Source organism: Micromonospora halotolerans (assembly GCF_032108445.1).
Taxonomy (GTDB): Bacteria; Actinomycetota; Actinomycetes; order Mycobacteriales; family Micromonosporaceae; genus Micromonospora; species Micromonospora halotolerans.
Genome location: NZ_CP134876.1, coordinates 1,553,162 through 1,574,962, shown reverse-complemented (window position 1 = coordinate 1,574,962; position 21,801 = coordinate 1,553,162). Strand labels below are relative to the sequence as shown.

The 21,801-nt window shown below is 74.2% G+C and carries 24 protein-coding genes and 1 tRNA gene; 20 read left to right on the top strand and 5 right to left on the bottom strand.

Annotated features, from left to right (window positions below; translation table 11 throughout):
- Positions 1-13: 13 nt before the first annotated feature.
- The gene (locus RMN56_RS07240) at positions 14-1,633 is read left to right on the top strand and encodes a DUF885 domain-containing protein (protein ID WP_313723056.1); all 1,620 of its coding nucleotides are present in this window, start codon (positions 14-16) and stop codon (positions 1,631-1,633) included.
- A gap of 45 nt (positions 1,634-1,678) precedes the next feature.
- Here the strand turns inward: RMN56_RS07240 and RMN56_RS07235 are convergent, their stop codons facing one another.
- Together RMN56_RS07235 and RMN56_RS07230 are read right to left on the bottom strand one after the other, a co-directional pair.
- The gene (locus RMN56_RS07235) at positions 1,679-2,611 is read right to left on the bottom strand and encodes an NAD(+) diphosphatase (RefSeq protein WP_313723055.1); all 933 of its coding nucleotides are present in this window, start codon (positions 2,609-2,611) and stop codon (positions 1,679-1,681) included.
- Positions 2,608-3,300: a hypothetical protein gene (locus tag RMN56_RS07230; protein ID WP_313723054.1), complete on the bottom strand. Its 693-nt coding sequence runs from the start codon at positions 3,298-3,300 to the stop codon at positions 2,608-2,610. Before RMN56_RS07230 ends, RMN56_RS07235 begins: the two co-directional genes overlap by 4 nt.
- Before the next feature lie 268 nt (positions 3,301-3,568).
- Here RMN56_RS07230 and eno point away from each other — a divergent pair, with 268 nt between their 5' ends.
- From eno to RMN56_RS07195, 7 genes are all read left to right on the top strand, one after another.
- Positions 3,569-4,852, top strand: a complete 1,284-nt coding sequence (gene eno, locus RMN56_RS07225; protein WP_313723053.1) for a phosphopyruvate hydratase — start codon at positions 3,569-3,571, stop codon at positions 4,850-4,852.
- 29 nt (positions 4,853-4,881) lie between these two features.
- Entirely contained in the window at positions 4,882-5,517 is a 636-nt protein-coding gene (locus tag RMN56_RS07220; protein ID WP_313723052.1) for an FtsB family cell division protein, read from the top strand.
- Between the two features lie 23 nt (positions 5,518-5,540).
- Positions 5,541-6,098 (top strand): DUF501 domain-containing protein, encoded by a 558-nt coding sequence (locus tag RMN56_RS07215; protein ID WP_313723051.1) that lies wholly within the window; start codon positions 5,541-5,543, stop codon positions 6,096-6,098.
- A 1-nt stretch (position 6,099) separates the two neighbouring features.
- Positions 6,100-6,612, top strand: a complete 513-nt coding sequence (locus RMN56_RS07210) for an amino-acid N-acetyltransferase (protein WP_313723050.1) — start codon at positions 6,100-6,102, stop codon at positions 6,610-6,612.
- 107 nt (positions 6,613-6,719) lie between these two features.
- The gene (locus RMN56_RS07205) at positions 6,720-7,649 is read left to right on the top strand and encodes a Ppx/GppA phosphatase family protein (RefSeq protein ID WP_313724664.1); all 930 of its coding nucleotides are present in this window, start codon (positions 6,720-6,722) and stop codon (positions 7,647-7,649) included.
- Positions 7,650-7,660: 11 nt separating this feature from the next.
- Positions 7,661-7,924 carry a hypothetical protein gene (locus RMN56_RS07200; protein WP_313723049.1) on the top strand — a complete coding sequence of 88 codons (264 nt, stop codon included), beginning with the start codon at positions 7,661-7,663 and terminating at the stop codon, positions 7,922-7,924.
- A 54-nt stretch (positions 7,925-7,978) separates the two neighbouring features.
- Entirely contained in the window at positions 7,979-8,329 is a 351-nt protein-coding gene (locus tag RMN56_RS07195) for a VOC family protein (RefSeq protein ID WP_313723048.1), read from the top strand.
- Positions 8,330-8,381: 52 nt separating this feature from the next.
- On the opposite strand, the gene RMN56_RS07190 is transcribed toward RMN56_RS07195, so the two are convergent.
- Both RMN56_RS07190 and RMN56_RS07185 read right to left on the bottom strand, forming a co-directional pair.
- On the bottom strand, positions 8,382-9,089 hold the full coding sequence (locus RMN56_RS07190) for a hypothetical protein (RefSeq protein WP_313723047.1): 708 nt from the start codon (positions 9,087-9,089) through the stop codon (positions 8,382-8,384).
- A 75-nt stretch (positions 9,090-9,164) separates the two neighbouring features.
- A complete protein-coding gene (locus tag RMN56_RS07185) occupies positions 9,165-9,794 on the bottom strand; it encodes a LysE family translocator (RefSeq protein WP_313723046.1) in 630 nt (209 codons plus the stop codon).
- 65 nt (positions 9,795-9,859) lie between these two features.
- Here RMN56_RS07185 and RMN56_RS07180 point away from each other — a divergent pair, with 65 nt between their 5' ends.
- From RMN56_RS07180 to RMN56_RS07135, 10 genes are all read left to right on the top strand, one after another.
- Entirely contained in the window at positions 9,860-10,192 is a 333-nt protein-coding gene (locus tag RMN56_RS07180) for a PadR family transcriptional regulator (RefSeq protein ID WP_091313871.1), read from the top strand.
- On the top strand, positions 10,189-11,229 hold the full coding sequence (locus tag RMN56_RS07175) for an HAAS signaling domain-containing protein (protein ID WP_313723045.1): 1,041 nt from the start codon (positions 10,189-10,191) through the stop codon (positions 11,227-11,229). The genes RMN56_RS07180 and RMN56_RS07175 overlap by 4 nt, the downstream gene beginning before the upstream one ends.
- A 244-nt stretch (positions 11,230-11,473) precedes the next feature.
- Positions 11,474-12,160, top strand: a complete 687-nt coding sequence (locus RMN56_RS07170) for a dienelactone hydrolase family protein (RefSeq protein ID WP_313723044.1) — start codon at positions 11,474-11,476, stop codon at positions 12,158-12,160.
- A 19-nt stretch (positions 12,161-12,179) separates the two neighbouring features.
- Complete coding sequence (locus tag RMN56_RS07165; RefSeq protein WP_313724663.1) at positions 12,180-12,893, top strand: uracil-DNA glycosylase; 714 nt, start codon at positions 12,180-12,182, stop codon at positions 12,891-12,893.
- Positions 12,894-12,913: 20 nt separating this feature from the next.
- On the top strand, positions 12,914-13,651 hold the full coding sequence (locus RMN56_RS07160) for a DUF4129 domain-containing protein (RefSeq protein WP_313723043.1): 738 nt from the start codon (positions 12,914-12,916) through the stop codon (positions 13,649-13,651).
- The gene (locus tag RMN56_RS07155) at positions 13,648-14,229 is read left to right on the top strand and encodes a hypothetical protein (RefSeq protein ID WP_313723042.1); all 582 of its coding nucleotides are present in this window, start codon (positions 13,648-13,650) and stop codon (positions 14,227-14,229) included. The genes RMN56_RS07160 and RMN56_RS07155 overlap by 4 nt, the downstream gene beginning before the upstream one ends.
- Positions 14,229-15,236 (top strand): AAA family ATPase, encoded by a 1,008-nt coding sequence (locus RMN56_RS07150; RefSeq protein ID WP_313723041.1) that lies wholly within the window; start codon positions 14,229-14,231, stop codon positions 15,234-15,236. The genes RMN56_RS07155 and RMN56_RS07150 overlap by 1 nt, the downstream gene beginning before the upstream one ends.
- Entirely contained in the window at positions 15,236-16,600 is a 1,365-nt protein-coding gene (locus RMN56_RS07145; protein WP_313723040.1) for a DUF58 domain-containing protein, read from the top strand. Before RMN56_RS07150 ends, RMN56_RS07145 begins: the two co-directional genes overlap by 1 nt.
- A gap of 55 nt (positions 16,601-16,655) precedes the next feature.
- Positions 16,656-17,228: a hypothetical protein gene (locus tag RMN56_RS07140; protein WP_313723039.1), complete on the top strand. Its 573-nt coding sequence runs from the start codon at positions 16,656-16,658 to the stop codon at positions 17,226-17,228.
- A 102-nt stretch (positions 17,229-17,330) separates the two neighbouring features.
- Positions 17,331-18,662, top strand: a complete 1,332-nt coding sequence (locus RMN56_RS07135) for an NAD(P)/FAD-dependent oxidoreductase (protein WP_313723038.1) — start codon at positions 17,331-17,333, stop codon at positions 18,660-18,662.
- Positions 18,663-18,716: 54 nt separating this feature from the next.
- Here RMN56_RS07135 and RMN56_RS07130 read toward each other — a convergent pair whose 3' ends face one another.
- Positions 18,717-20,558, bottom strand: a complete 1,842-nt coding sequence (locus RMN56_RS07130) for a hypothetical protein (RefSeq protein WP_376787282.1) — start codon at positions 20,556-20,558, stop codon at positions 18,717-18,719.
- 90 nt (positions 20,559-20,648) lie between these two features.
- On the opposite strand from RMN56_RS07130, the gene RMN56_RS07125 reads away from it, so the two are divergent.
- Positions 20,649-20,732: transfer RNA gene (locus tag RMN56_RS07125), tRNA-Leu, on the top strand.
- Positions 20,733-20,837: 105 nt separating this feature from the next.
- Positions 20,838-21,680: a Bax inhibitor-1/YccA family protein gene (locus tag RMN56_RS07120; protein WP_313723036.1), complete on the top strand. Its 843-nt coding sequence runs from the start codon at positions 20,838-20,840 to the stop codon at positions 21,678-21,680.
- Positions 21,681-21,801: the final 121 nt, after the last annotated feature.

The window sequence follows — 21,801 nt, the reverse complement described above, 5'->3', positions numbered from 1 at the left end:
TAAGGTCGTCGGCATGGAGTCGTTCGTGCCGCTCGCCGAGCGGATCGTGGAGGCGTTGCTGGAGAGCCGGCCCGGGCTGGCCACCTCGGCCGGGGACCACCGGTACGACGACCGGCTGCCCGACCTGTCCGCCGACGCCCTCGCCGCCGACCAGGCGATGCTCAAGGACGCGGCCGACGCGCTCTCCGAGATCGACCCCGACTCGCTCGACGTCGAGGAGCGGGTCGACCACGCGTTGCTCAGCAGCCTGGTCGACCGGGGCCTGTTCGAGGCGACCGAGATCCGCGGCCACGAGTGGGACCCGCTGCGGCACAACCCCGGCCCGCTGCTGCACGCCCTCATGGCCCGCCCGTACGCCCCGGTCGAGGAGCGCCTGACCCACCTGGCCGGACGGCTGGCGGCCGTACCGGACGCCCTGGCGACCGCGCGCGCGACGCTGCGCGACATGCCGCGGATCCACGCCGAGACGGCGGTCGGGCAGTTCACCGGCACGGCGGCGCTGATCCGCGACGAGGTGCCCGGGCTGCTCGCCGAGGCGCCGGCGCTGCACGACCGGGTCGAGCCGGCCGCCACCGCGGCGATCGCCGCGCTGGAGGAGTTCGTGGCGTGGCTGCGCATCGGCCTGGCCACCGACGCCGGCCCGGGGCGGGACCCCCGGCTCGGCCGGCGCCGCTGGGAGGCGCGGCTCTGGCACACCCTCGACACCGAGTTGAGCGCCGCCGAGGTACAGCGCCGCGCCTGGGCCAACCTCGACCGGGTCACCGCCGAGATCCGCGCGGCGGCCGTCGAGCTGGTCGGCGGCCCGGCCGACGACGAGACGGTCCGCCGGGCGCTGGACCTGCTCGCCGCCGAGCACCCGGACGACGCCACCATCGTCGACCTCGCCTCGGTCACGCTCGACGAGGCGAGCGACTTCGTCCGGGCCCACGACCTGGTCAGCCTGGTCGACGACCCGTGCGTGATCCAGGAGATGCCGGAGTTCGCCCGGGGCGTGGCGGTGGCCTACTGCGACTCGCCCGGCCCGCTGGAGACGGCGGACGTGCCGACCTTCTACTGCATCGCGCCCACCCCGGCGGACTGGCCGGCGCAGCGGGTCGAGTCGTTCTACCGCGAGTACAACGACCACATGATCCGCAACCTGACCGTGCACGAGGCGATGCCCGGCCATTTCCTCCAGCTCGCCCACGCCCGCCGCTACGCCGGGCCGACCCGGGTCCGCGCGCTCACCGAGTCCGGGGTGTTCATCGAGGGTTGGGCGGTCTACACCGAGGAGCTGATGGCCGGGCTGGGCTTCGGCGGCCTGCCGGTCCGGCTCCAGCAGCTCAAGATGCAGCTCCGGATGACCATCAACGCGCTGCTCGACCAGCTCGTGCACTGCGAGGACCTGCCCGAGGCCGAGGCCATGGCGCTGATGACCGGGCGCGGCTTCCAGGAGGAGGGCGAGGCGGCCGGCAAGTGGCGGCGGGCGCTGCTCACTTCGACCCAGCTCTCCACCTACTTCGTCGGCTACAGCGAGATGGCCGACATCGCCCGCGCCCGGCCCGACGGGGTGTCGACGCGCGACTGGCACGACGCCATGCTGGCGCACGACTGCCCGCCGCCCCGGCACCTCCGCACCCTGCTGGGCGTGTAAGGAAGGGCCCCTTATTAACGCCGGCGGTAGAGAAGGGAGCCCGTCTCACTCTCGGCGTCGGGCGGCGACCGCGTCGACCAGCCAGCGGGACAGGGAGTACGCCGGGGGCAGTTCCGCAGGTAGCGCGTTCGCCGGGAACCAGCGGGCCTCAGTCAGCTCCTTCGGGTCCACCACCGGCTCGGCGGCCTGGTCGGCCACGGTGGCGGTGAAGCCGGCCAGCAGGGTGCCCGGGCCGGACATCGCCCAGGGCTGGCTGTCCACGTAGGTGGGCCGGCCGATGGTCAGGCCGACCTCCTCGGCGACCTCCCGGTGGGCGGCCGCCTCCAGCGACTCGCCCGCCTCGACGAACCCGGCGACCAGCGCCCACAGCTCCGTCGGCCCGTACGCGTGCCGGACCAGCAGCAGCTCGCCGGGGCCGCCGGCCGGGCCGGGGCGGGTGATCGCCACCAGCACCGCGACCGAGAGCGGCAGGAACGAGGTGAGCCCGCAGGCGGGGCAGCGCCGGGCGGTCTCGCCCGGCACGTCGGTCAGCTCGGCCCGGCACGCCCCGCACCAGCGGTGCGTACGCCGCCAGGTGATCACGGCGAGCGCCCGCCCGGCCAGGTCCGCCCAGGCCGCGGGCAGCTCGGCGGCGAGGCCCCGCCAGCCGCGCCAGCGGCCCGGCAGCGCCTCCGGGTCGGCGGCCTCGGCCGCCCAGGCCGGCACCCCGTCCAGCGTGCCGACCGGCTTCCAGTCGATCCCGACGGGCAGCTCGCCGACCCGGGGAAACCGCCCGCCGGGACCGGTCAGCAGCTTGCGCCCGGCCACCGCCAGGGCCAGGTCGTCCGGGTCCGGCGCCCGGCCGTGGTCGGCGGCGGGAAGGAAGCCGGCCCGGCCGGGGGTCGTTCCGCCCGTCCGGGTCGGCTCGCGGGCGTCGCCCGTCGGGGTCGGCTCGCCGGCGTCGCGCGGCGGGCGGCTTCCGGTGCCGCCGGGACTCACGACGTGGCTGGGCGGCGGTCGACCACGCCCGCCCCGGCCGGCACGTCGAAGGCGGCCGACTCGACCGTGTCGGTGTAGCGGCTCAGGGTGACCTCCGCCGGCTTGCCGTCGAGGGTGCCGGTGAAGCTGCCCAGCACCCCCTCGGTGGTCACGCAGGCGTCGAAGCGGTTGCCGGCCCGGGTGACGTCGACGCAGGTGGCGTGGTGCCCGGCCAGCGTGGTGTCGCTCTGTTCGATGGTCGCCTCGGGGTCGAGCGCCGCGTCGGTGAGCAGCCGGATCACCGCCGGCGGGGTGACCAGCCCGAGCTTGCCCACCTCGCCGTAGACGACCACCGAGGGCTTGCCGGCGGTCAGCACCGGCGGCGACACCGTGCACGAGGTGCGCCCGGCCGCGTTCGCGCACCGGGTGACCGCCTCCTGGGTGACCGTGATCTTGCCGTCGGGCCAGGTGTACGAGGAGCGCAGCGGCTCCTTGGTCTGCGCGATCGACGCGGTGCGCCCGCCGCTGAGCTGGTAGTCGGCGGCCCAGGTCTGCTCGAGCGCCCGGTCCATGCGGGCGGTCAGGTCGTTGACCAGATCGGCCCGTCCGAGGGCGACCCCGGTGTCGTCGAGGGCCTGGCAGCCGGTGACCGAGAGCGACGCGAGGGCCGAGGCGGCGAGCACGCGGAGAGTCGTCGAGGCGGCGGGCATGCCGCCCAGCCTTGTCGATCGACGCAACCTCTCGCAAACCCGTTGTCGGTTGAGGCCGGAGAATCCGGGAATGTCCGTGTCACCCTGTGTCGGGGGCGGGTTCACGTGAGGGGACCGCGCGGGGCCGGGTTCCTCGCGTTCAGTCACCGAGCTGCCGCCCCGACGCAGGTACGCGAGGGCGGGGACCGATACGCTGCGTTCAACACCTGCCTCAGCCGCACCGTCGCGGCCCATACCGGACCGGAACACACAAACGAGGAGCGACTCAGTGGCAACCATCGAGGGAATCGTCGCCCGGGAGATCCTGGACTCGCGGGGCAACCCGACGGTCGAGGTCGAGGTCGGGCTCGACGACGGCACGATCGCCCGCGCCGCGGTGCCGTCCGGCGCCTCCACCGGCGCCTTCGAGGCGATCGAGCTGCGCGACGGTGACAAGGACCGCTACCTGGGCAAGGGTGTCGAGAAGGCCGTCGCCAACATCGAGGACAGGATCGTCGACCAGCTCATCGGCTACGAGGCCAGCGAGCAGCGGCTGATCGACCAGAAGATGCTCGACATCGACGGCACGGACAACAAGGCCGAGCTGGGCGCCAACGCCATCCTCGGCGTCTCGCTGGCCGTGGCGAAGGCCGCCGCCGGCAGCGCCGAGCTGAGCCTCTTCCGCTACCTGGGCGGCCCGAACGCGCACCTGCTCCCGGTGCCGATGATGAACATCCTCAACGGTGGCGCGCACGCCGACTCGAACGTCGACATCCAGGAGTTCATGATCGCGCCCATCGGCGCGCCCACCTTCCGGGACGCGCTCCGTTCCGGCGCCGAGGTCTACCACGCGCTGAAGTCGGTGCTGAAGAAGAAGGACCTGTCGACCGGCCTCGGCGACGAGGGCGGTTTCGCCCCGAACCTGCCGACGAACGCGGCCGCGCTCGACCTGATCGCCGAGGCCGTCGAGAAGGCCGGCTACCGGCTCGGCACCGACATCGTCTTCGCCCTCGACGTGGCCGCCACCGAGTTCTTCGACAACGGCAGCTACACCTTCGAGGGCACCGCGAAGACCGCCGAGGAGATGAGCAACTACTACACCAAGCTCGTCGGCGACTACCCGATCGTGTCCATCGAGGACCCGCTGTCCGAGGACGACTGGAGCGGCTGGGCCACCCTCACGGCGGCGCTGGGCGACCGGATCCAGATCGTCGGCGACGACCTGTTCGTCACCAACCCGCAGCGCATCGCCCGGGGCATCACCGAGCGCGCCGCCAACGCGGTGCTCGTGAAGGTCAACCAGATCGGTTCGCTCACCGAGACCCTGGACGCGGTCGACCTGGCCCACCGGGCCGGCTTCATGTGCATGATGAGCCACCGCTCGGGCGAGACCGAGGACACCACCATCGCCGACCTGGCGGTCGCCACCGGCTGCGGCCAGATCAAGACCGGCGCCCCGGCCCGCTCCGACCGGGTCGCGAAGTACAACCAGCTTCTGCGGATCGAGGAGGAGCTGGCCGACGCGGCGCGGTACGCCGGCGCCGGCGCGTTCCCGCGTTACCGTTCGGCCTGAGCCGAGAGCTCCGGGGGAGGGGTGTGACGATGCAGCAGCGCCGCACACCGGGTGGCCAGCGGCCCGCCCGTCGGCCGGGTCAGGCCGGCCGGCCGGGCGCGGCCCGGGTCCGGTCGTCGGTCCGCGACGCCGGCGTCCGCGCCGAGCCGCGCGCCGCCGGCCGGTCACCCGGCGCTACCCGCGCCACCGAGGGGGTACGCTCCGCGAGCCGTCCCGCGGCGGCCCGCCGTACCGCGGCCGGTGGCACGGTCAAGCGGCTCACCGCACCCCAACCCCGGCGCTTCACCGGGCGCGCCACCGTGCTGTTCGCGGTGCTGATCGCGCTCGCCCTGGCCTACACCTATCCGGTCCGGGTCTACCTGGACCAGCAGGCCGACATCGAGCGGATGGAAGCGTCCCAGCAGCGGCAGCGCGAGCTCATCCAGGAACTCTCCGCCCAGGCGGAGAAGTGGCACGACCCGGCGTACATCGAGACGCAGGCCCGGGAGCGGTTCTTCATGGGCCGGCCCGGCGAGACCCTGCTGGTGGTGCTCTCCGACCCGGAGGGGGCCGCCAAGGACGCCGGCAAGGGCGCGAAGCCGGGGCCGCCGAAGCCGCCCGACCCCTGGTACGACACCCTGTGGTCGAGCGTGCAGGCGGCCAACGCCGAGCGCCCCGACAAGTGAGCACCGGAACGAGAGAGGCACCCTTGAGCGTCGTACCACCGCGGGATCCGGCGGCGGAATCCGTACCCCCGCCGGAGCGCCAGCCGGCCACCGAGGCCGACCTGGCCGCGGTGGCCGCGCAGCTCGGCCGCCCGCCCCGCGGCACCCGGGCGGTGGCCCACCGGTGCCCGTGCGGCCTGCCCGACGTGGTGGAGACGACGCCCCGGCTGGCCGACGGCACGCCCTTCCCGACGCTGTACTACCTGACCTGCCCGCGGGCCACCGCGGCGTGCAGCCGCCTGGAGTCGGCCGGGCTCATGAAGGAGATGGCCGAGCGGCTCGCCGAGGACCCGGAGCTGGCCGCCCGCTACCGGGCCGCGCACGAGGACTACCTGGCCCGCCGGGAGGCGATCGGGCAGGTGCCGGAGATCGCCGGCATCTCGGCCGGCGGCATGCCGGGCCGGGTCAAGTGCCTGCACGTGCACCTCGGGCACGCGCTCGCCGCCGGGCCGGGGGTCAACCCGTTCGGCGACGAGACCCTCGCCCTGGTGGAGAAGTGGTGGGCGGCCGGCCCCTGCGTGGACGTGCCCGCGGCGGAGTGAGATGACCGCCGCCGACGAGATCGTGGTCCGCCGCGCCCGCACCGGCGATGTACGCGGCATCCGGCGGCTCGTGGACACCTACACCGACGACCGGCGGCTGCTCAGCAAGGCCACCGTCACCCTCTACGAGGACGTGCAGGAGTTCCGGGTGGCCGTGACGCCCGACGGCACGGTGGTCGGCTGCGGCGCCCTGCACGTGATGTGGGAAGACCTCGCCGAGATCCGCACGGTGGCCGTCGACCCGTCCTGCCGGGGGCACAAGATCGGGCACCGGATCGTCGGCGAGCTCATCGACGCGGCCCGCGAGCTGGGCGTCGCCCGGATTTTCGTGCTCACCTTCGAGACCGGGTTCTTCGGCTCGTTCGGCTTCCGCGAGATCGACGGCGCCCCGGTGCCGCAGCCGGTCTACGAGCAGCTCCTCCGCTCCTACGACGAGGGTGTCGCCGAGTTCCTCGACCTGGAGCGGGTCAAGCCGAACACCCTCGGCAACAGCCGCATGCTGCTGCGCCTCTGACCCGCGTCGGGCGCGACCCGGGTGGCCGGGGAGAACTCCGGCGCGGGTCGGCGACCGGGCCGGTCCGTCGGGGCGGCTGCCGTAGGGTGGCAGCCGTGACGACGCGTGTGGCCGCCATCGACTGCGGGACCAACTCCATCCGACTCCTGGTCGCCGACCTGCCCGACCCGTCCGCCGGGCCGCAGGCGCCGCTGGTCGACCGGAGCCGCCGGATGGAGATCGTCCGGCTCGGCCAGGGCGTCGACCGCACCGGCCGGCTCGCGCCCGAGGCGATCGAGCGGACCCGCGTGGCGCTCGCCGACTACGCGTCCGAGATCGAGAAGCTGGGCGCCGAGCGGGTGCGGATGTGCGCCACCTCCGCCTCGCGCGACGCCTCCAACGCCGCCGACTTCCGGGCCATGGTCGAGCAGACCCTCGGCGTCGCGCCCGAGGTGGTCACCGGCGACGAGGAGGCCCGGCTCTCCTTCACCGGCGCGGTCCGCGGCCTGCCCGGCGACGCCGAGCCGCCCTACCTGGTGGTCGACATCGGCGGCGGCTCGACCGAGTTCGTGGTCGGCACCCGGGAGGGCGGCGTCCAGGCGGCCATCTCGATGGACATCGGTTGCGTCCGGATGACCGAGCGCCACCTGCACGGCGACCCGCCCGGCCTGGACGAGATCGCCGCGGCGCGGGCCGACATCGCGGTCGCCGTGGACCGGGCGCTGACGGCCGTCCCGGGCCGGCAGGCCGCCACCCTGGTCGGGCTCGCCGGGTCGGTCACCACCGTGGTGGCCATCGCCCAGGGGCTCCAGGAGTACGACCCGGAGCGCATCCACCACGCCCGCGTGTCGTACGACCAGGTCGCCGAGGTCACCGCCGACCTGCTGGGAAAGACCCGCGAGCAACGGCTGGCCATCCCGGTGATGCACCCGGGCCGGGCCGACGTGATCGGCGCGGGCGCGCTGGTGCTCCGGGTCATCATGGAGCGCGCCGGGATGCCCTCGGTGGTCGCCTCCGAACACGACATCCTCGACGGCATCGCCTGGTCCCTGGCCTGAAGCGACTCGGCGTGATCGACGTCGAGCTGCTCATGGACGAGTTGGGACGGCGGCAGATCGACGTCCTGATCCGCGTCGACCGGGAGCGGATGGCGCAGTTCAACGGCCGACCGTGGACGATGCCGCTCTCCGGGCCCGGTCTCGGTGGTCGGCAGGTGATCCGTGTCGACACGAGGACACTGCCGGACGCCCTCGACCACTGCCTCGCCGAGCTGGCTGCCTGCCCGGGTGACTGGGCCTGGCTGGACGCGTACCGCGGCCTTCCTCGCTCTTGACCGCGGTCAGGGTGCGGGCCGTGGCGACGTGGTCGGGGCGCCTAGGGTCGGTGGATGGCGGTCAGGCGGATCAAACCGAACATCCTCTCCAACGACTTCGAGGCCAGCAGTCGCTTCTACCGGGACCTGATCGGGCTCGACGGCGGTCACGGGCTCGACTGGATCCTGTTCTTCGGCGGCGAGGTCCGTGAGGTCCAGCTCTCCGTGATGAAGCTGGACGTCAGGGCCGGCGTCCACGCCGACGTGTCGATCGAGGTGGACGACCTCGATGACGTGCATGCCCGCTGTGTCGCCGCCGGGGCCGAGATCGTCTACCCGTTGACCGACGAGCCGTGGGGGCTGCGCCGGTTCTTCGTCCGGGATCCGAACGGCACGATCGTCAACGTGACCCAGCACCACGAGTAGCCGGGCGGGTCAGGACGTTCGGTGGCCGGTCGGCGCGGTGAACCGCCGGCGCTCACCGCGGACGCTGGGGAGGCCACTCCGACGACTGTCCGGACCTGACCGCGGAGCCGCCCGACAACAGCCCGGCCCAGTCCGAACGACCGGCCCAGTCCGAACGACCGGCCCAGTCCGAACCGCCTGCCCCGGCGGCACCCCCGGCTCGCACCAGCTCCGGCTCGGGCGTGCGCTGTGGCGTGCCCAGGCCCAGACCGTCCACCCCCAGTGGGCGGTCCCGCTCGTCGGCGGGCGGGATGATCTCGTCCGCCTGCAGCGGCGCGGGGGTGTCGCCGGCGGGCCGCGGCCACCGCTGCCAGCGGCGGATGCTCACGACCCCGACGAGGAGCAGCGAGCCGACCAGCAGTGTCGTTCCGGTCCGGAGCGGGGCCGCCAGGTCGACCTGGTGGCCGCTCAGGGTGAGGTGGTGGTCGAACAGTTTGGTCACCGTGGTCGGGCTGACCAGTAGGCCCAGGTAGCTGGCCGAGTAGACCAGTCCGGTCAGCGCCGCGCCCAGCGGGGAGAAGCGGAGCGTGGCGATGAGTCCGAGCACGAGCCCGGCGGCGGCCAGCACCAGCGCGGGACGGACGAAATCACCGCTGTCCAGTGCACCGCCGTTCTGCGCGGCGGCGAAAGCCCGCTCCGACCGGTCCTGGCCGAGGGCGAAGAGAATCCAGGCGAGCGGACCGACGACGGCAGCGGCGAGCACGGTTCCGAGGTGTCGCATCCGGGCAACGTACCGACGTACCGCGAGGATGAGCAGGCCCCATAAGGGAAAATTAAGTCGATCCGCGCGCCGCGGTCAGGTGCGTTCGGTGGCGAGGCGGGCGCCGAAGCCGAGCAGCGCCACCCCGGTGAGCCCGTCGAGCCAGCGCCGGACCCGCCGCCGGGACAGCAGCTCCCGGGCCCGGTCCAGCGCCGCGACCAGCACGAGCAGGTACGCGAGGCCGAGCACGGCGTGGCTGAGGGCGAAGGCGAGCAGCACACCGACCGGTGCTTCGCCGCCGACGAACTGCGGCAGCACGGCCAGGTAGAACGCCAGCACCTTCGGGTTGGTGACGTTGGACAGGAAGCCCTGCCGAAACCCGGCCAGGGCCTGCCCGGGAGCGGGAGCGGCGTCGCCGGCCAGCGGCGGGTAGGCGCCGCGCCAGGCCGACTGCCAGGCCTGCACCCCGAGGTACGCCAGGTACGCCACGCCGGCCCAGCGGATCGCCTGGAAGAGCGGTTGGGAGCGGACGATGAGCGCGCCGAGCCCGGCGGCGGCGGCCACCCCCTGCACCGCGTTCGAGGCGGTCACGCCGATGGCGCTCCACCTGCCCCGGCCCCGGCCGGCGGCCAGGGTGTTGCGGGTGACCACGGCGAAGTCCGGCCCCGGGATGAGGATCAGCACGGTGGCGAAGACCAGGAAGGACGCGTAGCTGCTCCACGACACACCACGAGCCTACCCAGGTACCGTGTTCTTGACGGTACTACGCAATCCGCACTAGTGTGCGGAGCGTGGATACGACGCAGCTCCTCAAGGGCGTGCTCGACCTGGCCGTTCTCGCCGTGCTCAAGGAGGAGGACGGCTACGGTTACGACATTCTCCGCCGGCTGCGCGAGGCCGGCCTGGAGGAGGTCGGCGACGCCTCGGTCTACGGCACCCTGCGCCGGCTCTTCGCGGCCGGGCTGCTGACCACCTACGTGGTGCCGAGCGAGTCCGGGCCGCACCGCAAGTACTACTCACTCAACGCCGCCGGCCGGGACCAACTCACCCGCTCCGGCAAGACCTGGCGCTCCTTCGCCACCACCATGGACGCACTGCTCGACGATCGGGGGATGGCGGCATGACCGTCACTGGGCAGGAGATCGCGGACTACGTCGACCGGGTACGGGCCGCCCTGGCCGCCCTGCCGCCCGCCGTCCGCGACGAGCTCACCGAGGACCTGCCGGAGCACCTCGCCGAGGTGGCCGCCGAGGCCGAGGGCGCCCTCGTCGACCGGCTCGGCACGCCGGAGGCGTACGCGGCGGAGCTGCGCGCCGCCGCCGGTGCCGAGGCGGGAGCCGGTCCGGGTCGCCGGCGCCGGCGACTGGCCGCCGCGCAGGCGCGCGCCGGCACCCAGCTGCGCGCCCTCGACACCCAGCTCGGCCCGCTGCTCGGGCAGTCCTCGGTGAGCGAGTTCCTCCGCCCGCTGCGCCCCGCCTGGTGGCTGCTGCGCGGCTGGCTCGCGGCGCTGCTGATCTCCGCGCTGTTCGGCGAGCCGTCCGGGCTGCTGCCCCGGCTCGACGGCAGCGTGCTGGCCGGGCTCTTCCTGCTCGGCGGTGCCGTGCTCGTCTCGGTCTGGCTGGGGCGCCGCTCGGCCGGCTTCCGGGGCTGGCCCCGGCAGTTGCTGCAGCTGGGCACCGCGGCCCTGCTGATCCTCTCCTTCGCCCTGCTGGTCAACGTCGACCAGCACGCCAGCTCCGACCAGCTCGGCAGCTACCAGGAGGTCTCGGTCGGCGACCGGTACGACTCCATCGAGGATGTCTTCGTCTACGACCAGGAGGGGCGGCTGATCCGCAACGCCCAGCTGTTCGACCAGAACGGCGTGCCGATCCGGCTCGGCTGGCCGACCTGCCTGAGCGCGGACGGCACCATGCCCCCGCCGCGCAACGCCTACCCCTACTGCCCGGACCGGGCGCCCTTCGGGCCGCCGGCCCCGGCCGCACCGGCCCCGGCCCCGGCCACACCGACCGTCGGCGCCCCGCCCGCGCCGGGCGCGAGCGCCACCCCGACGCCGGGCGAAGGTGCCACCCCCGCGCCGACCGTGAGCCCGTCGGCCGCGCCCGGCGGAAGCACGCCGGCCGCGCCCGCCGAGAGCACGCCCACGCCGGCGCCGACCCGCTGACGCCGATACCGAGGGCGCCCACCGACCGGTGGGCGCCCCTCGGCGCGTCCACCGTGGAGGAACCCGGGGCGGCGGGCGACCGTCGCCGGTGGCTACCCGCGCCGTCCCGTCCAGTGGGCGAACAGGAGGTGAATGCCACTGTTCTTCCGTCTTCCCCGGGCCGGTGAGCGCGTGGCACGCTACCGGCACGTAACACCCACTGTGCGACCAGCCAACGATGACTGACCGCTAGGAGGACGGGCCCATGGGCGAGATGGTGAGCTTCACCGGTAACGGGGGGACGAGCGAGGGGTATCTCGCGATACCCTCCGGCGGTGCGGCCAGCCCGGCGGTCATCGTCATCCAGGACTGGTGGGGCCTGGTGCCCCACGTCCGGGCGGTGGTGGACCGCTTCGCCGAGGCCGGTTTCGTCGCGCTCGCGCCCGACTTCCGGCACGGCGGCCCCGCGAGCAAGCCGAGTGAGCCCCGGCAGATGTTGAACAGCACCCAGATGGACGAGGCGGCGAGCGACATCGCGGCCGCGGCGGAATACCTCGCCGACCGGCCCGAGGTCGCCGGCAAGGTGGGCTGCGCGGGGTTCTGCGCCGGCGCCAGCCTGGCGCTCTGGTCCGGCACGTTCTCCGAGCGGATCGTCGCCACCGCCGGCTTCTACCCGCGGCTGCCGTGGGAGGGCATGAGCGCCGACTGGTCCGACTACGCGGGCAAGGCCGCGCTCGTCCACTGCTCGGAGGCGGACGGCCTCTCCGCCGCCGACGGGGTGCAGAGCGTCCGCCGGGCCATCGAGTCCGCCGGCGGCACCTGCCAGACCTACGACTACCCGGGCACCGCGCACGCGTTCTTCAACGAGGACCGGCCCGAGCACTTCGACCAGCGGGCCGCCGCCACCGCCTGGGCCCGCACGCTGGAACTCTTCCGGGCCAAGCTTGGCTGAGTCGCGTACCCCCGACGAGGTGGTCGCCCGCGCCGCGCGGGCGACCGACCTGGCCGATCTCGACGGCGCGGTGAGCGACTGTTTCGCCTGCCCTCGCCTGGTGGTCTGGCGGGAGGAGGTGGCCCGGGTCAAGCGGGCGGCGTTCCGCGACCAGGACTACTGGGGGCGGCCGGTGCCCGGCCTCGGCCCGGCCGACGCACGGATCGGCATCCTCGGCCTGGCGCCCGCCGCGCACGGTGGCAACCGCACCGGCCGGATCTTCACCGGGGACCGCTCCGGCGACGTGCTGTTCGCGGCGCTGCACCGGGCCGGGCTGGCCAACCAGGCGACCAGCGTGTCCGCCGACGACGGCCTCACCCTGCGGGACACCCGCATCTTCGCCGCCGTGCGGTGCGCGCCGCCGGACAACAAGCCCACCCCGGCCGAGCGGGACACCTGCGCACCGTGGCTGCACCGGGAGGTCACGCTCATCCGGCCCACCCTGCGCGTCGTGGTCGCGCTGGGCGCGTTCGCGTGGGCGGCGTGGTGGCCGGTGCTGCGCCACGTGTACGGGCAGCGCCCGCCCACGCCGCGCCCCGCATTCGGCCATGGGGCACACTGGTCCGGCACGTCCGCGCCGGCGCTGCTCGGCTGCTACCACGTCAGCCAGCAGAACACCTTCACCGGACGGCTGACACCAGCGATGTTGGACGACGTGTTCGCCCGGGCGAAGGACCTGGCCGGGGTGGACTGAGGAATGCGTGGGGCGGTGGGATGGACCTCGGCGTGCTGCGCAGGTGGTGGCCGGTCGCTGCGGTGACCCTGCTGCTCGCCGTCGGCGCGTTCGCGGCCGGGCACTCCGCCATCGGGGCGAGCCGGATCCCGCCCGCCGCCGACAACATCCCTTACGTGCCCGAGTACCCCTCGGCCGAGCCCGCGCCCTCGATCACCGTCGAGCCCCGCGAGTTCGGCCCGCCCACCTCCGGCGGCATCCCCGGCTGGCTCGTCACCGCCGCCATCGTGCTGCTCGGGGCGGCCATCCTGGCCGCGGTCGGGTACGTGCTCTGGACCGTGGTCGGCGGGGCGCTGCGCCGGACGACCCGCGCCGTGCCCCGGCAGCGGGCCCGGCGTACCGCCGAGGGCACCGCCCGCGAGGTGGTGGCCGCACTGGACGCCGGCCTGGTGGAGCTGGACGACCGGTCCACCGATCCGCGCACGGCGGTGATCGCCTGCTGGGTCCGGCTGGAGGAGGCCGCCGAGGAGGCCGGGGTGCCCCGGCGCGCGGGGGACACCCCCACCGACCTGGTCAGCCGGTTGCTGCGCGGCGACCCGGCGGCCGGAGTCCCGGCGATCGCCAGCGCCGACGTGCTCGACGGCTTCGCGCGCGTCTACCGCGAGGCCCGCTACGCCACCCACACCGTCGACGAGCGGATGCGCGACCAGGCCCGGGCCGCCCTGCGCCGGCTGCGCGGCGAGCTGACGACGGTGGCCACCGGTGAGGTGACGGCATGAGCACGAGCATCGACGACCTGCTCTCGTCCGCCGAGGAGCCCACCGAGGAGGCGCGGCGGTCGGGCGGCGATCGGGCGCGCTGGGTGGTGCGGACCCTCGCGGTCACCGCCGCGATCGTGGTGGTGGTCGTCGTCGGGCTGCGCGCGGTCGGCCTCCAGGTCTCCCTCTGGATCGTCGTGGCGGGCGTGCTGGCTGTGCTGGCCGTCCGCCGGGTGACCGCCGCGCTGTCGCCCCCGCCGCCGCCGCAGACCGGTGCCCGCGCCCCGGCCGGCGAGGAGCCCGGCACCTGGAACTGGTCCGCCCGGGACGCGCTGCGCGCCGCCATCAACAAGTGGGAACGCCCGCTGGACTGGTGCTCCGGCAACCGCGAGCGGTTCACCGAGCGGGTGCTTCCCCGCCTCGGCGAGCTGGCCGACGAGCGGCTGCGCCAGAAGCACGGCGTAACCCGCGAGTCCGACCCGGCCCGCGCCCGCGCCCTGCTGGGCGAGCCGCTGTGGACCTTCCTCGCCACCCCCGCCCGCCGCCCCCCGTCGCCGCGCGACCTCGCGGCGATCGTCGCCGAACTGGAGAAGCTGTGATGAACGACGTGGACCGGAGCGTGCCCCCCGCCGAGGTCGGCCGGCTGGCCCGCGCCGTGCTGGACGCGGTCGGCACGGTGGTGGTCGGCAAACGGGAGGCGCTGGAGCTGGTCCTCGCCGGCATCCTGGCCGGCGGCCATGTGCTGCTGGAGGATCTGCCCGGCCTGGGCAAGACACTGACCGCGCGGTCGTTCGCGCAGGCCCTCGGGCTGGACTTCCGCCGCCTGCAGTTCACTCCGGACCTGCTCCCCGCCGACGTCACCGGCTCCTTCCTCTACGACCAGCGCAGCGGCGACTTCTCGTTCCGGGCCGGCCCGGTCTTCACCAACCTGCTGCTCGCCGACGAGATCAACCGGACCCCGCCGAAGACCCAGTCGGCGCTGCTGGAGGCCATGCAGGAGAAGCAGGTCTCGGTGGAGGGCGTCACCTACCGGTTGGACGAGCCGTTCCACGTGCTCGCCACCGCCAACCCGATCGAGTACGAGGGCACCTACCCGCTGCCCGAGGCGCAGCTCGACCGGTTTTTGCTCCGGGTCTCGTTCGGCTACCCGAACCACGACGAGGAGTGGGAGGTGCTGCGCCGGCGGATCGCCCGCCGCCGCGAGGAGGCCGAGATCAAGCCGGTCGTGGACTCCGGCACGCTGCGCGCCATGCAGGCGGCGCTGGAGGACGTGGTCGTCGAGGACTCCATCGGCCGGTACATCGTGGCGCTGACCGCGGCCACTCGGGAGCACCCGTCCGTTCTGGTCGGCGCCTCGCCGCGTGGCTCGCTGGCGCTGCTGCTGCTGTCCCGGGTGCGCGCGGTGCTCGACAACCGGGACTACGTGGTGCCGGAGGACGTCAAGGCCGTGGCGGCGCCCGCGCTGGCCCACCGGATCACCCTGCGGCCGGAGATGTGGCTGCGCCGGGTGGATCCGTCCTTCGTGGTTGGTGAGGTGCTGGAGTCGACGCCCGCCCCGGCCAGCGGCGCGCTGCCCAGCTACGCGGCCGGACCGTCCGGACGCTGATGGCCGACCGTCAGGAACCGGCGAGCGGCTGGGCGCCCACCCGGGCGCTCGGCCGGGCCGTGCTGCTCACCGGCCTGCTGCTGGTCGCGGCGGTGCTGCTCGGCCGGATCGACCTGGTCGTGCTGGCCACCCCGTTCGCGCTGGGCACCGCGTACGCGCTGCGCCGCCGGCCCACGGCGCTGCCCGACCTGGAGCTCGGCGCCGCGGACGCGCACCTGGTCGAGGGCACCCCGATGACTGCCACGGTGGCGGTCGCCAACCCGGACACCGTCTCCTACGACGTGGCCGTGGTGCGGACGCGGATGTCGCACTGGCTGCGGGTGGAGAAGGCCGGCTTCGGCGGGGCGGGCGTGGACGTGAGCCACTCCGGCGGCGCCGACCGGCCCTTCGTCACCTCGGTGCCGTCCGGCGCCGCCGTCGACCTGGAGCTGACCGGGACGGCGCTGCGCTGGGGGCGGCACCCGATCGGGCCGGCCGGCGCCCGGGTCGCCGCGGCGGACGGGCTGCTCGTGTCGCGGGCCGTGGTCACCGGGGCGGTGCGGATGCGGGTCTACCCGATGACCGAGCCGTTCGAGGCCGTCGAGGCGATGCCCCGGGCCGCCGGGCTGGTCGGCGCGCACCACTCACGCCGGCCGGGGGAGGGCGGCGAGCTGGCCGGGGTCCGTGTCTTCGCGCCCGGGGACCGGCTGCGCCGGATCGACTGGCGGGTCTCGCTGCGGGCCCGGCAGTTGCATGTGGCGGCCACCCTCTCGGACCGGGACGCCGAGGTGGTGGTGCTGCTCGACGTGCTGGCCGAGGCGGGCCGCTCCGGCGGCGTGCACGGGGCGGCGTCCGTGCTGGACACCACCGTCCGGGCGGCCGCCGCGATCGCCGAGCACTACCTGCACCGGGGCGACCGGGTGGCGCTGCTGGAGTACGGCCCGGCCGCCCGCCGGCTGCGCCCGGCCACCGGTCGCCGGCAGTACCTGACCGTGCTGGAGTGGCTGCTCGACGTCACGGCCGAGTCCTCCCCGCACGAGCCGTACGACCAGGTCTTCGGCCCGCAGCTGCTCTCCTCGGACGCGCTCGTGGTGGTGCTCACCCCGCTGCTCGACGAGCGGTCGGCGCAGATGCTGGCCCGGATGGCCCGGGGCGGGCGGTTCGTGGTCGCGGTGGACACGCTGCCGGCCGAGCTGCCGGTGCCGACGGACCGGGGCTGGGCCGAGGTGGCGTACCGGCTGTGGCGGCTGGACCGGGACACGATGATCGGCCAGCTCCGCGAGCACGGCGTGCCGGTGGTGCGCTGGGCCGGCGCCGGCAGCCTCGACCAGGTGCTGCGCGACGTGGCCCGCCTGGCTACCGCCCCCCGGGCGGGAATGCGGTGAGCGCGAGGAACGCAGCGCAGCGGAGTCCCGCAGTCGCGAACGAAGAGTGGCGCAGATGAACGATCTTGTCGAGGGGCTGACCGAGCGGGTGCGTGCCCTGCGGTACGGGGTCCGGCGGGTCAGCCCGACGCCGCTGCTGGTGCGGGCCGGCATCTTCCTCAGCGTGCTGGTCGGCCTCCTGGTCGCGTACCCGGCACAGGCGTTCACCTCGCGGTCGCTGCTGGCCTTCACGGTGGTGGCGGTGCTGCCGGCGGTCGCTCCGCGCCGGCTCTGGCCGACGTTCGCGGCGCTGGTCACGGTCGGCGGCTGGCTGCTCGCCACGCTCGGCTTCGACCGGCCGCCGGCGCTGTGGCGGCTGCTCGCGGTGGCCACCCTGCTCTACCTGGCGCACACGCTGGCCGCGCTGGCCGCGCTGCTGCCCTACGACGCGGTGGTCGACCCGGATCTGGTGTTGCGCTGGTTGGCCCGCGCCGGCGGGGTGGTGCTGGCCGCCGCCGTGCTCGGCATCGTGCTGGCCTGGCTCGGTGGGGTCGGTGGGGACCGTGGTTCCCAGGTGGCCACGGTGGTCGGGCTGCTGGTGGCGGTGGGTCTCAGCGGCCTGCTGGCCTGGCTCCTGCGTCGCAGATAGCGGGACTTCCCGGGAAGTTGCGCAGGTCACAGGGGTTGTGCTCCGTCACAGAAGGGGGTCTCGATCGGGATTACCCGAGCCGCCCGGGGAAAGATAGATGACGTGAATCCGAAGCGGATCCTTGTCGTGGGTGCCGGGCACGTGGGCCTGTACGCCGCTCTGCGCCTGTCCAAGAAGCTGAGCTCCCGTGAGGCCGAGGTCATCGTCGTCGACCCGCAGCCGCACATGACCTACCAGCCGTTCCTCCCGGAGGCTTCGGCGGGCAACATCTCCCCGCGGCACGCTGTGGTGCCGCTGCGGCGGGAGTTGCGCAAGTGCACGGTCGTGGCCGGCACGGTCACCCGGATCGACCACGACCGGAAGACCGCGGTCGTGCAGCCGATCAGCGGCCCGACCCGGGAGATCCGGTACGACCACGTGGTGGTCGCCCCCGGCTCGGTCTCCCGCACCCTGCCGATTCCCGGCCTGCACGAGCACGGTATCGGGTTCAAGACCATCGGTGAGGCCATCTTCCTGCGCAACCACGTGCTGGACCGGCTCGACGTGGCGGCCGCGACGACGGACCCGGACGTGCGCAGCCGCGCGCTGACCTTCGTCTTCGTCGGCGGTGGTTACGCCGGCATCGAGGCGCTCGCCGAGATGGAGGACATGGCCCGGGACGCGCTGCGCTACTACCCGGAGCTGAAGCCGGAGGACATGCGCTGGGTGCTGGTCGAAGCCACCCAGCGGGTGCTGCCCGAGGTCGACCGCGACATGGGCGCCTACACGGTGCAGGAGCTGCTCAAGCGGAACATGGACATCCGCCTGGACACCCGGCTGGAGTCCTGCGTCGACGGGGTCGCGAAGCTCTCCGACGGGTCGACCTTCCCGTCCGACACGATCGTCTGGACGGCGGGCGTCAAGCCGTCGCCGATGCTGGACGCGACGGACTTCCCGCGGGACGAGCGGCGCCGCGTCACCTGCCTGCCCACCCTCCAGATCGTGGACGGCGACCGGGTGGTCGAGGGCGCGTGGAGCGCCGGCGACTGCGCCGCGGTGCCGGACCTGACCAAGGAGCCGGGCAACTTCTGCTCGCCCAGCGCGCAGCACGCGGTCCGGCAGGCCGCCCGGATGGCCGACAACATCGTGAACGTGATCCGCGGGCGCGAGCCGGTCGACTACAAGCACAAGCACGCGGGCAGCGTCGCCAGCCTCGGCCTGCACAAGGGCGTGGCCCAGGTCTACGGCGTGAAGATGACCGGCTGGCCGGCCTGGTTCATGCACCGCACGTACCACATGTCGCGGATCCCGTCGTTCAACCGCAAGGTCCGGGTCGTGGTCGACTGGACGCTGGCGTTCTTCCTCAAGCGCGAGGTGGTCGCCCTCGGCCAGCTGCACGACCCGCGCGAGGAGTTCGCCGAGGCGTCCGCGCCGCCGGTCGGCGCGCGCGTCTGAGACGACCGGAAAGGGCCCTTCCCGCACGGGAGGGGCCCTTCGCCGTGTCCGGGGTCAGAACCGCCAGGTCCAGGCGTCGGCGATCCGGGTGCCGGGGCCGAAGAGCTGCTCCAGGGTCCGGCGCAGGGTCTCGGCGTGCGGCGCGTCGTCGGTGAGCGCCACGCAGGAGGCGCCCCAGAACTCGATGTCCCGGGCGGCCTGCCGGCGCTGCCGGTCGCCGACCGCCGGCCCCACCCCCCGTCTGGCCGCGTCGGCCAGCAGGGCGGAGGTGGGGCGCTGGTACGTGCCCATGGTGGCCGAGCCGTTGCGGCCGTACGGGCCGATGAAGAAGCCCTCCGGCATGCCGAAGGCGGCGTCGGCGGCGGTGCCCCAGCGCATCGGCCAGGGGTCCTTCGGGGTGGCCGTGGGCACCGGCACCAGCACCCCGCCCGGGCGTACGCACTGCCGCCAGTGCCCGCCGGTGACGAACTCCGGCAGCGGCGGCCGGTCGGTGGTGGGCAGCGGCGCGGGGAAGACGCTGAGCAGGGCCGCGCCGACCGCGACGGGGACCAGCCGGCGGGCCGGCCCCGGCTCGCCCAGCGCCCGGTGCACGGCCAGCGTGAGCACCGTCCCCACCAGCGGCAGCACCGCCAGGCCGAACCGCATCGGCAGCGCGCTGTCCACCACCGGCAGGCCGGCCAGCAGGGCGTACGGGCCGGGCACCCCGGTCCGCTCCCCGCCGACGACCACCTCGGGGCCGAGCGAGAGCGCCGCCATGACCAGCGCCCCGGCGAGGCAGGCGACGACCAGGGCGCGCCGGCCCAGCCAGACCGCGCAGCCGGCGGCCACCAGCACCAGCGGCCAGCCCAGGAAGCCGTTGAACTCGGCCGGGCCGGTGGTCAGCCGGAACGCGCCGGCCCCGCCCAGCACCGACAACGGGGAGAGCCGGGTCCAGCTGGTCAGGTCGGCCGAGAAGTAGTGCGGGCTGAACATCCCGTCCGAGACACCCTGCGGCCCGGCGAACTGCAGCCACAGCGGGTACGCCAGCACGAGCAGGGCCAGCCCGGCGGCGCACATCAGCCCGCCCGCGAAGCCGCGCAGCGCCCGGCGCAGCAGCGCCTGGTCGGCCAGCCCGTACGCGACGGCCATGACGAGCAGGGTGAGCGCCGTGAGGAAGAGCACCTCCTCGCCGACGAAGACCTGGAAGGTGACGGCCGTGGCCAGCCCGAGCGCCGAGGTGGCCAGCCGGCGGCGGTCCGGGCCGTCCGGGCGGCCGGCCGGGTCGGCGGCCCGGAGCAGCCGGACCACCAGCCAGACGATCACGGGGACCAGCCACTGGGCGGTCATGTGCAGGTGCGCGTTGCTCTGCGAGACCATGCCCGGGCCGAAGCCGCAGAGCGCCGCGCCGAGCCCGGCGGCGAGCCGGCGGGCCCGCAGCGTCCGGTTCAGGAGCAGGTACCAGGCCAGCGCCGTGCCGGCCAGGTTGGCCGCGGCCAGCAGGGCGAAGGTGACAGGCGCCCCGAGGGCGAGGGTGACCGGGGCGAGCAGCACGCCGAGCGCGATGACCGTGGTGTTGGTCATGAGGTTCAGCCCGTCCGGCGCGTTGAGCCGGTCGGTGATCAGACCGAAGTCGCCGAGCAGGGCACGCGAGTCGACGGCCAGGAACCACTCGTAGAGGGTCTGGTCGGCCGGGTTGAGGGCGAGCATCCGCTGCCCGGGCGCCGGCCACAGCCCGTGGGTGAGCCAGCCGGCGAGCGCGGCGAAGAGCAGGCCGACCAGCAGGTCCGCGCGATGCCGGCGGCCGGCGGCCAGCAGCCGGGCCGCCCGGCCCGGGCGGGTCGCCGGGTCGAGGCGAACTGCCTGGTCGCGGTCGGGCCCGGGGGCCGTGCGGGCGGCGCTGGTCACGGCCTCGACCATATCGGCCGGGCCCAGCGGGGTACGCCAGGCCGCGACGCAGCCGCTACGGTGAGATCTGCACCGCCGCGTGTCGACGCGCCGGTGTCACCCGCCCGGGTGGTGGAACGGCAGACACGGCCGCCTTAAAAGCGGCTGCCGAGAGGCGTGCGGGTTCGACCCCCGCCCCGGGCACCACACTCTCAGCTTTCCCACAGCTTCGCGCGGCGCGCGGCGTTGCCCCCCCGTTTACCCTGGAGAGGCACGTTCACGTGCATCGACCCCCTGAGGGAGGCCTGAGAAGTGAAGACCTCGAACCCGGTGCTCGCCCGGCTCGGCCAGGCGGCTGAGCGGGAGCGGGCGGCCGGGTACGCCCAGCCCGGGCCGTACGGTCAGCCCGGATACCCCCAGCAGTACCCGCAGTACCCGCAGCAGCAGCCGTACCCCACCGGGCACGGCTTCCCGGCGGCCCCGCCCACCGTGACCCCGATGACCCTCGACGACGTGGTCGTCAAGACGGTGCTGATGCTCGGCATCCTCGGCGCCTCCGCCGCCGCGGCCTGGGTGCTCGTGCCGGACGCCCTGACCGGCGTCGCCTGGATCGGCGCCGCGGTGGTCGGTCTGGTCCTCGGCCTGGTCATCTCGTTCTCCCGGATGGCCAACCCGGCGCTCGTGGTGGCGTACTCGATCGTCGAGGGCGTCTTCGTCGGCATGGTGAGCAAGACGTTCGACACGCTCTACGACGGCATCGTGCTCCAGGCCGTCGTCGCCACCTTCGGCGTCTTCTTCCTGATGGCCGTGATCTACAAGGCGCGGATCATCCGGGCCACGCCGAAGTTCGCCCGGATCATGGTGGCGATCATCGCGGGTCTCTTCGGCGTCATGCTGATCAACCTGGTGCTCGCGCTCTTCGGCGTCAACACCCACCTCCGGGACGGCAGCCCGCTCGCCATCGGCTTCAGCCTGGTCTGCATCGTGGTCGCCGCGCTGAGCTTCGTGCTCAACTTCGCGGAGATCGAGGAGGGCGTCCGGATGGGGCTCCCGCAGCGCTACTCCTGGACCGCCGCGTTCGGCATCGTGGTCGGCCTGGTCTGGCTCTACCTGGAGATCCTCCGGCTGCTCAGCTACTTCCAGGGCGACGACTGACCAACCCCGCCCGACCTGCGACGCCCGCCAGCCGCTCCCGCGGCGGCGGGCGTCGTCGTTTGCCCGCCGCCGCCGGGCCGCCCGGGGCAGAGTGGGAGCCGGGGTACGTCGGCGCGAGGAG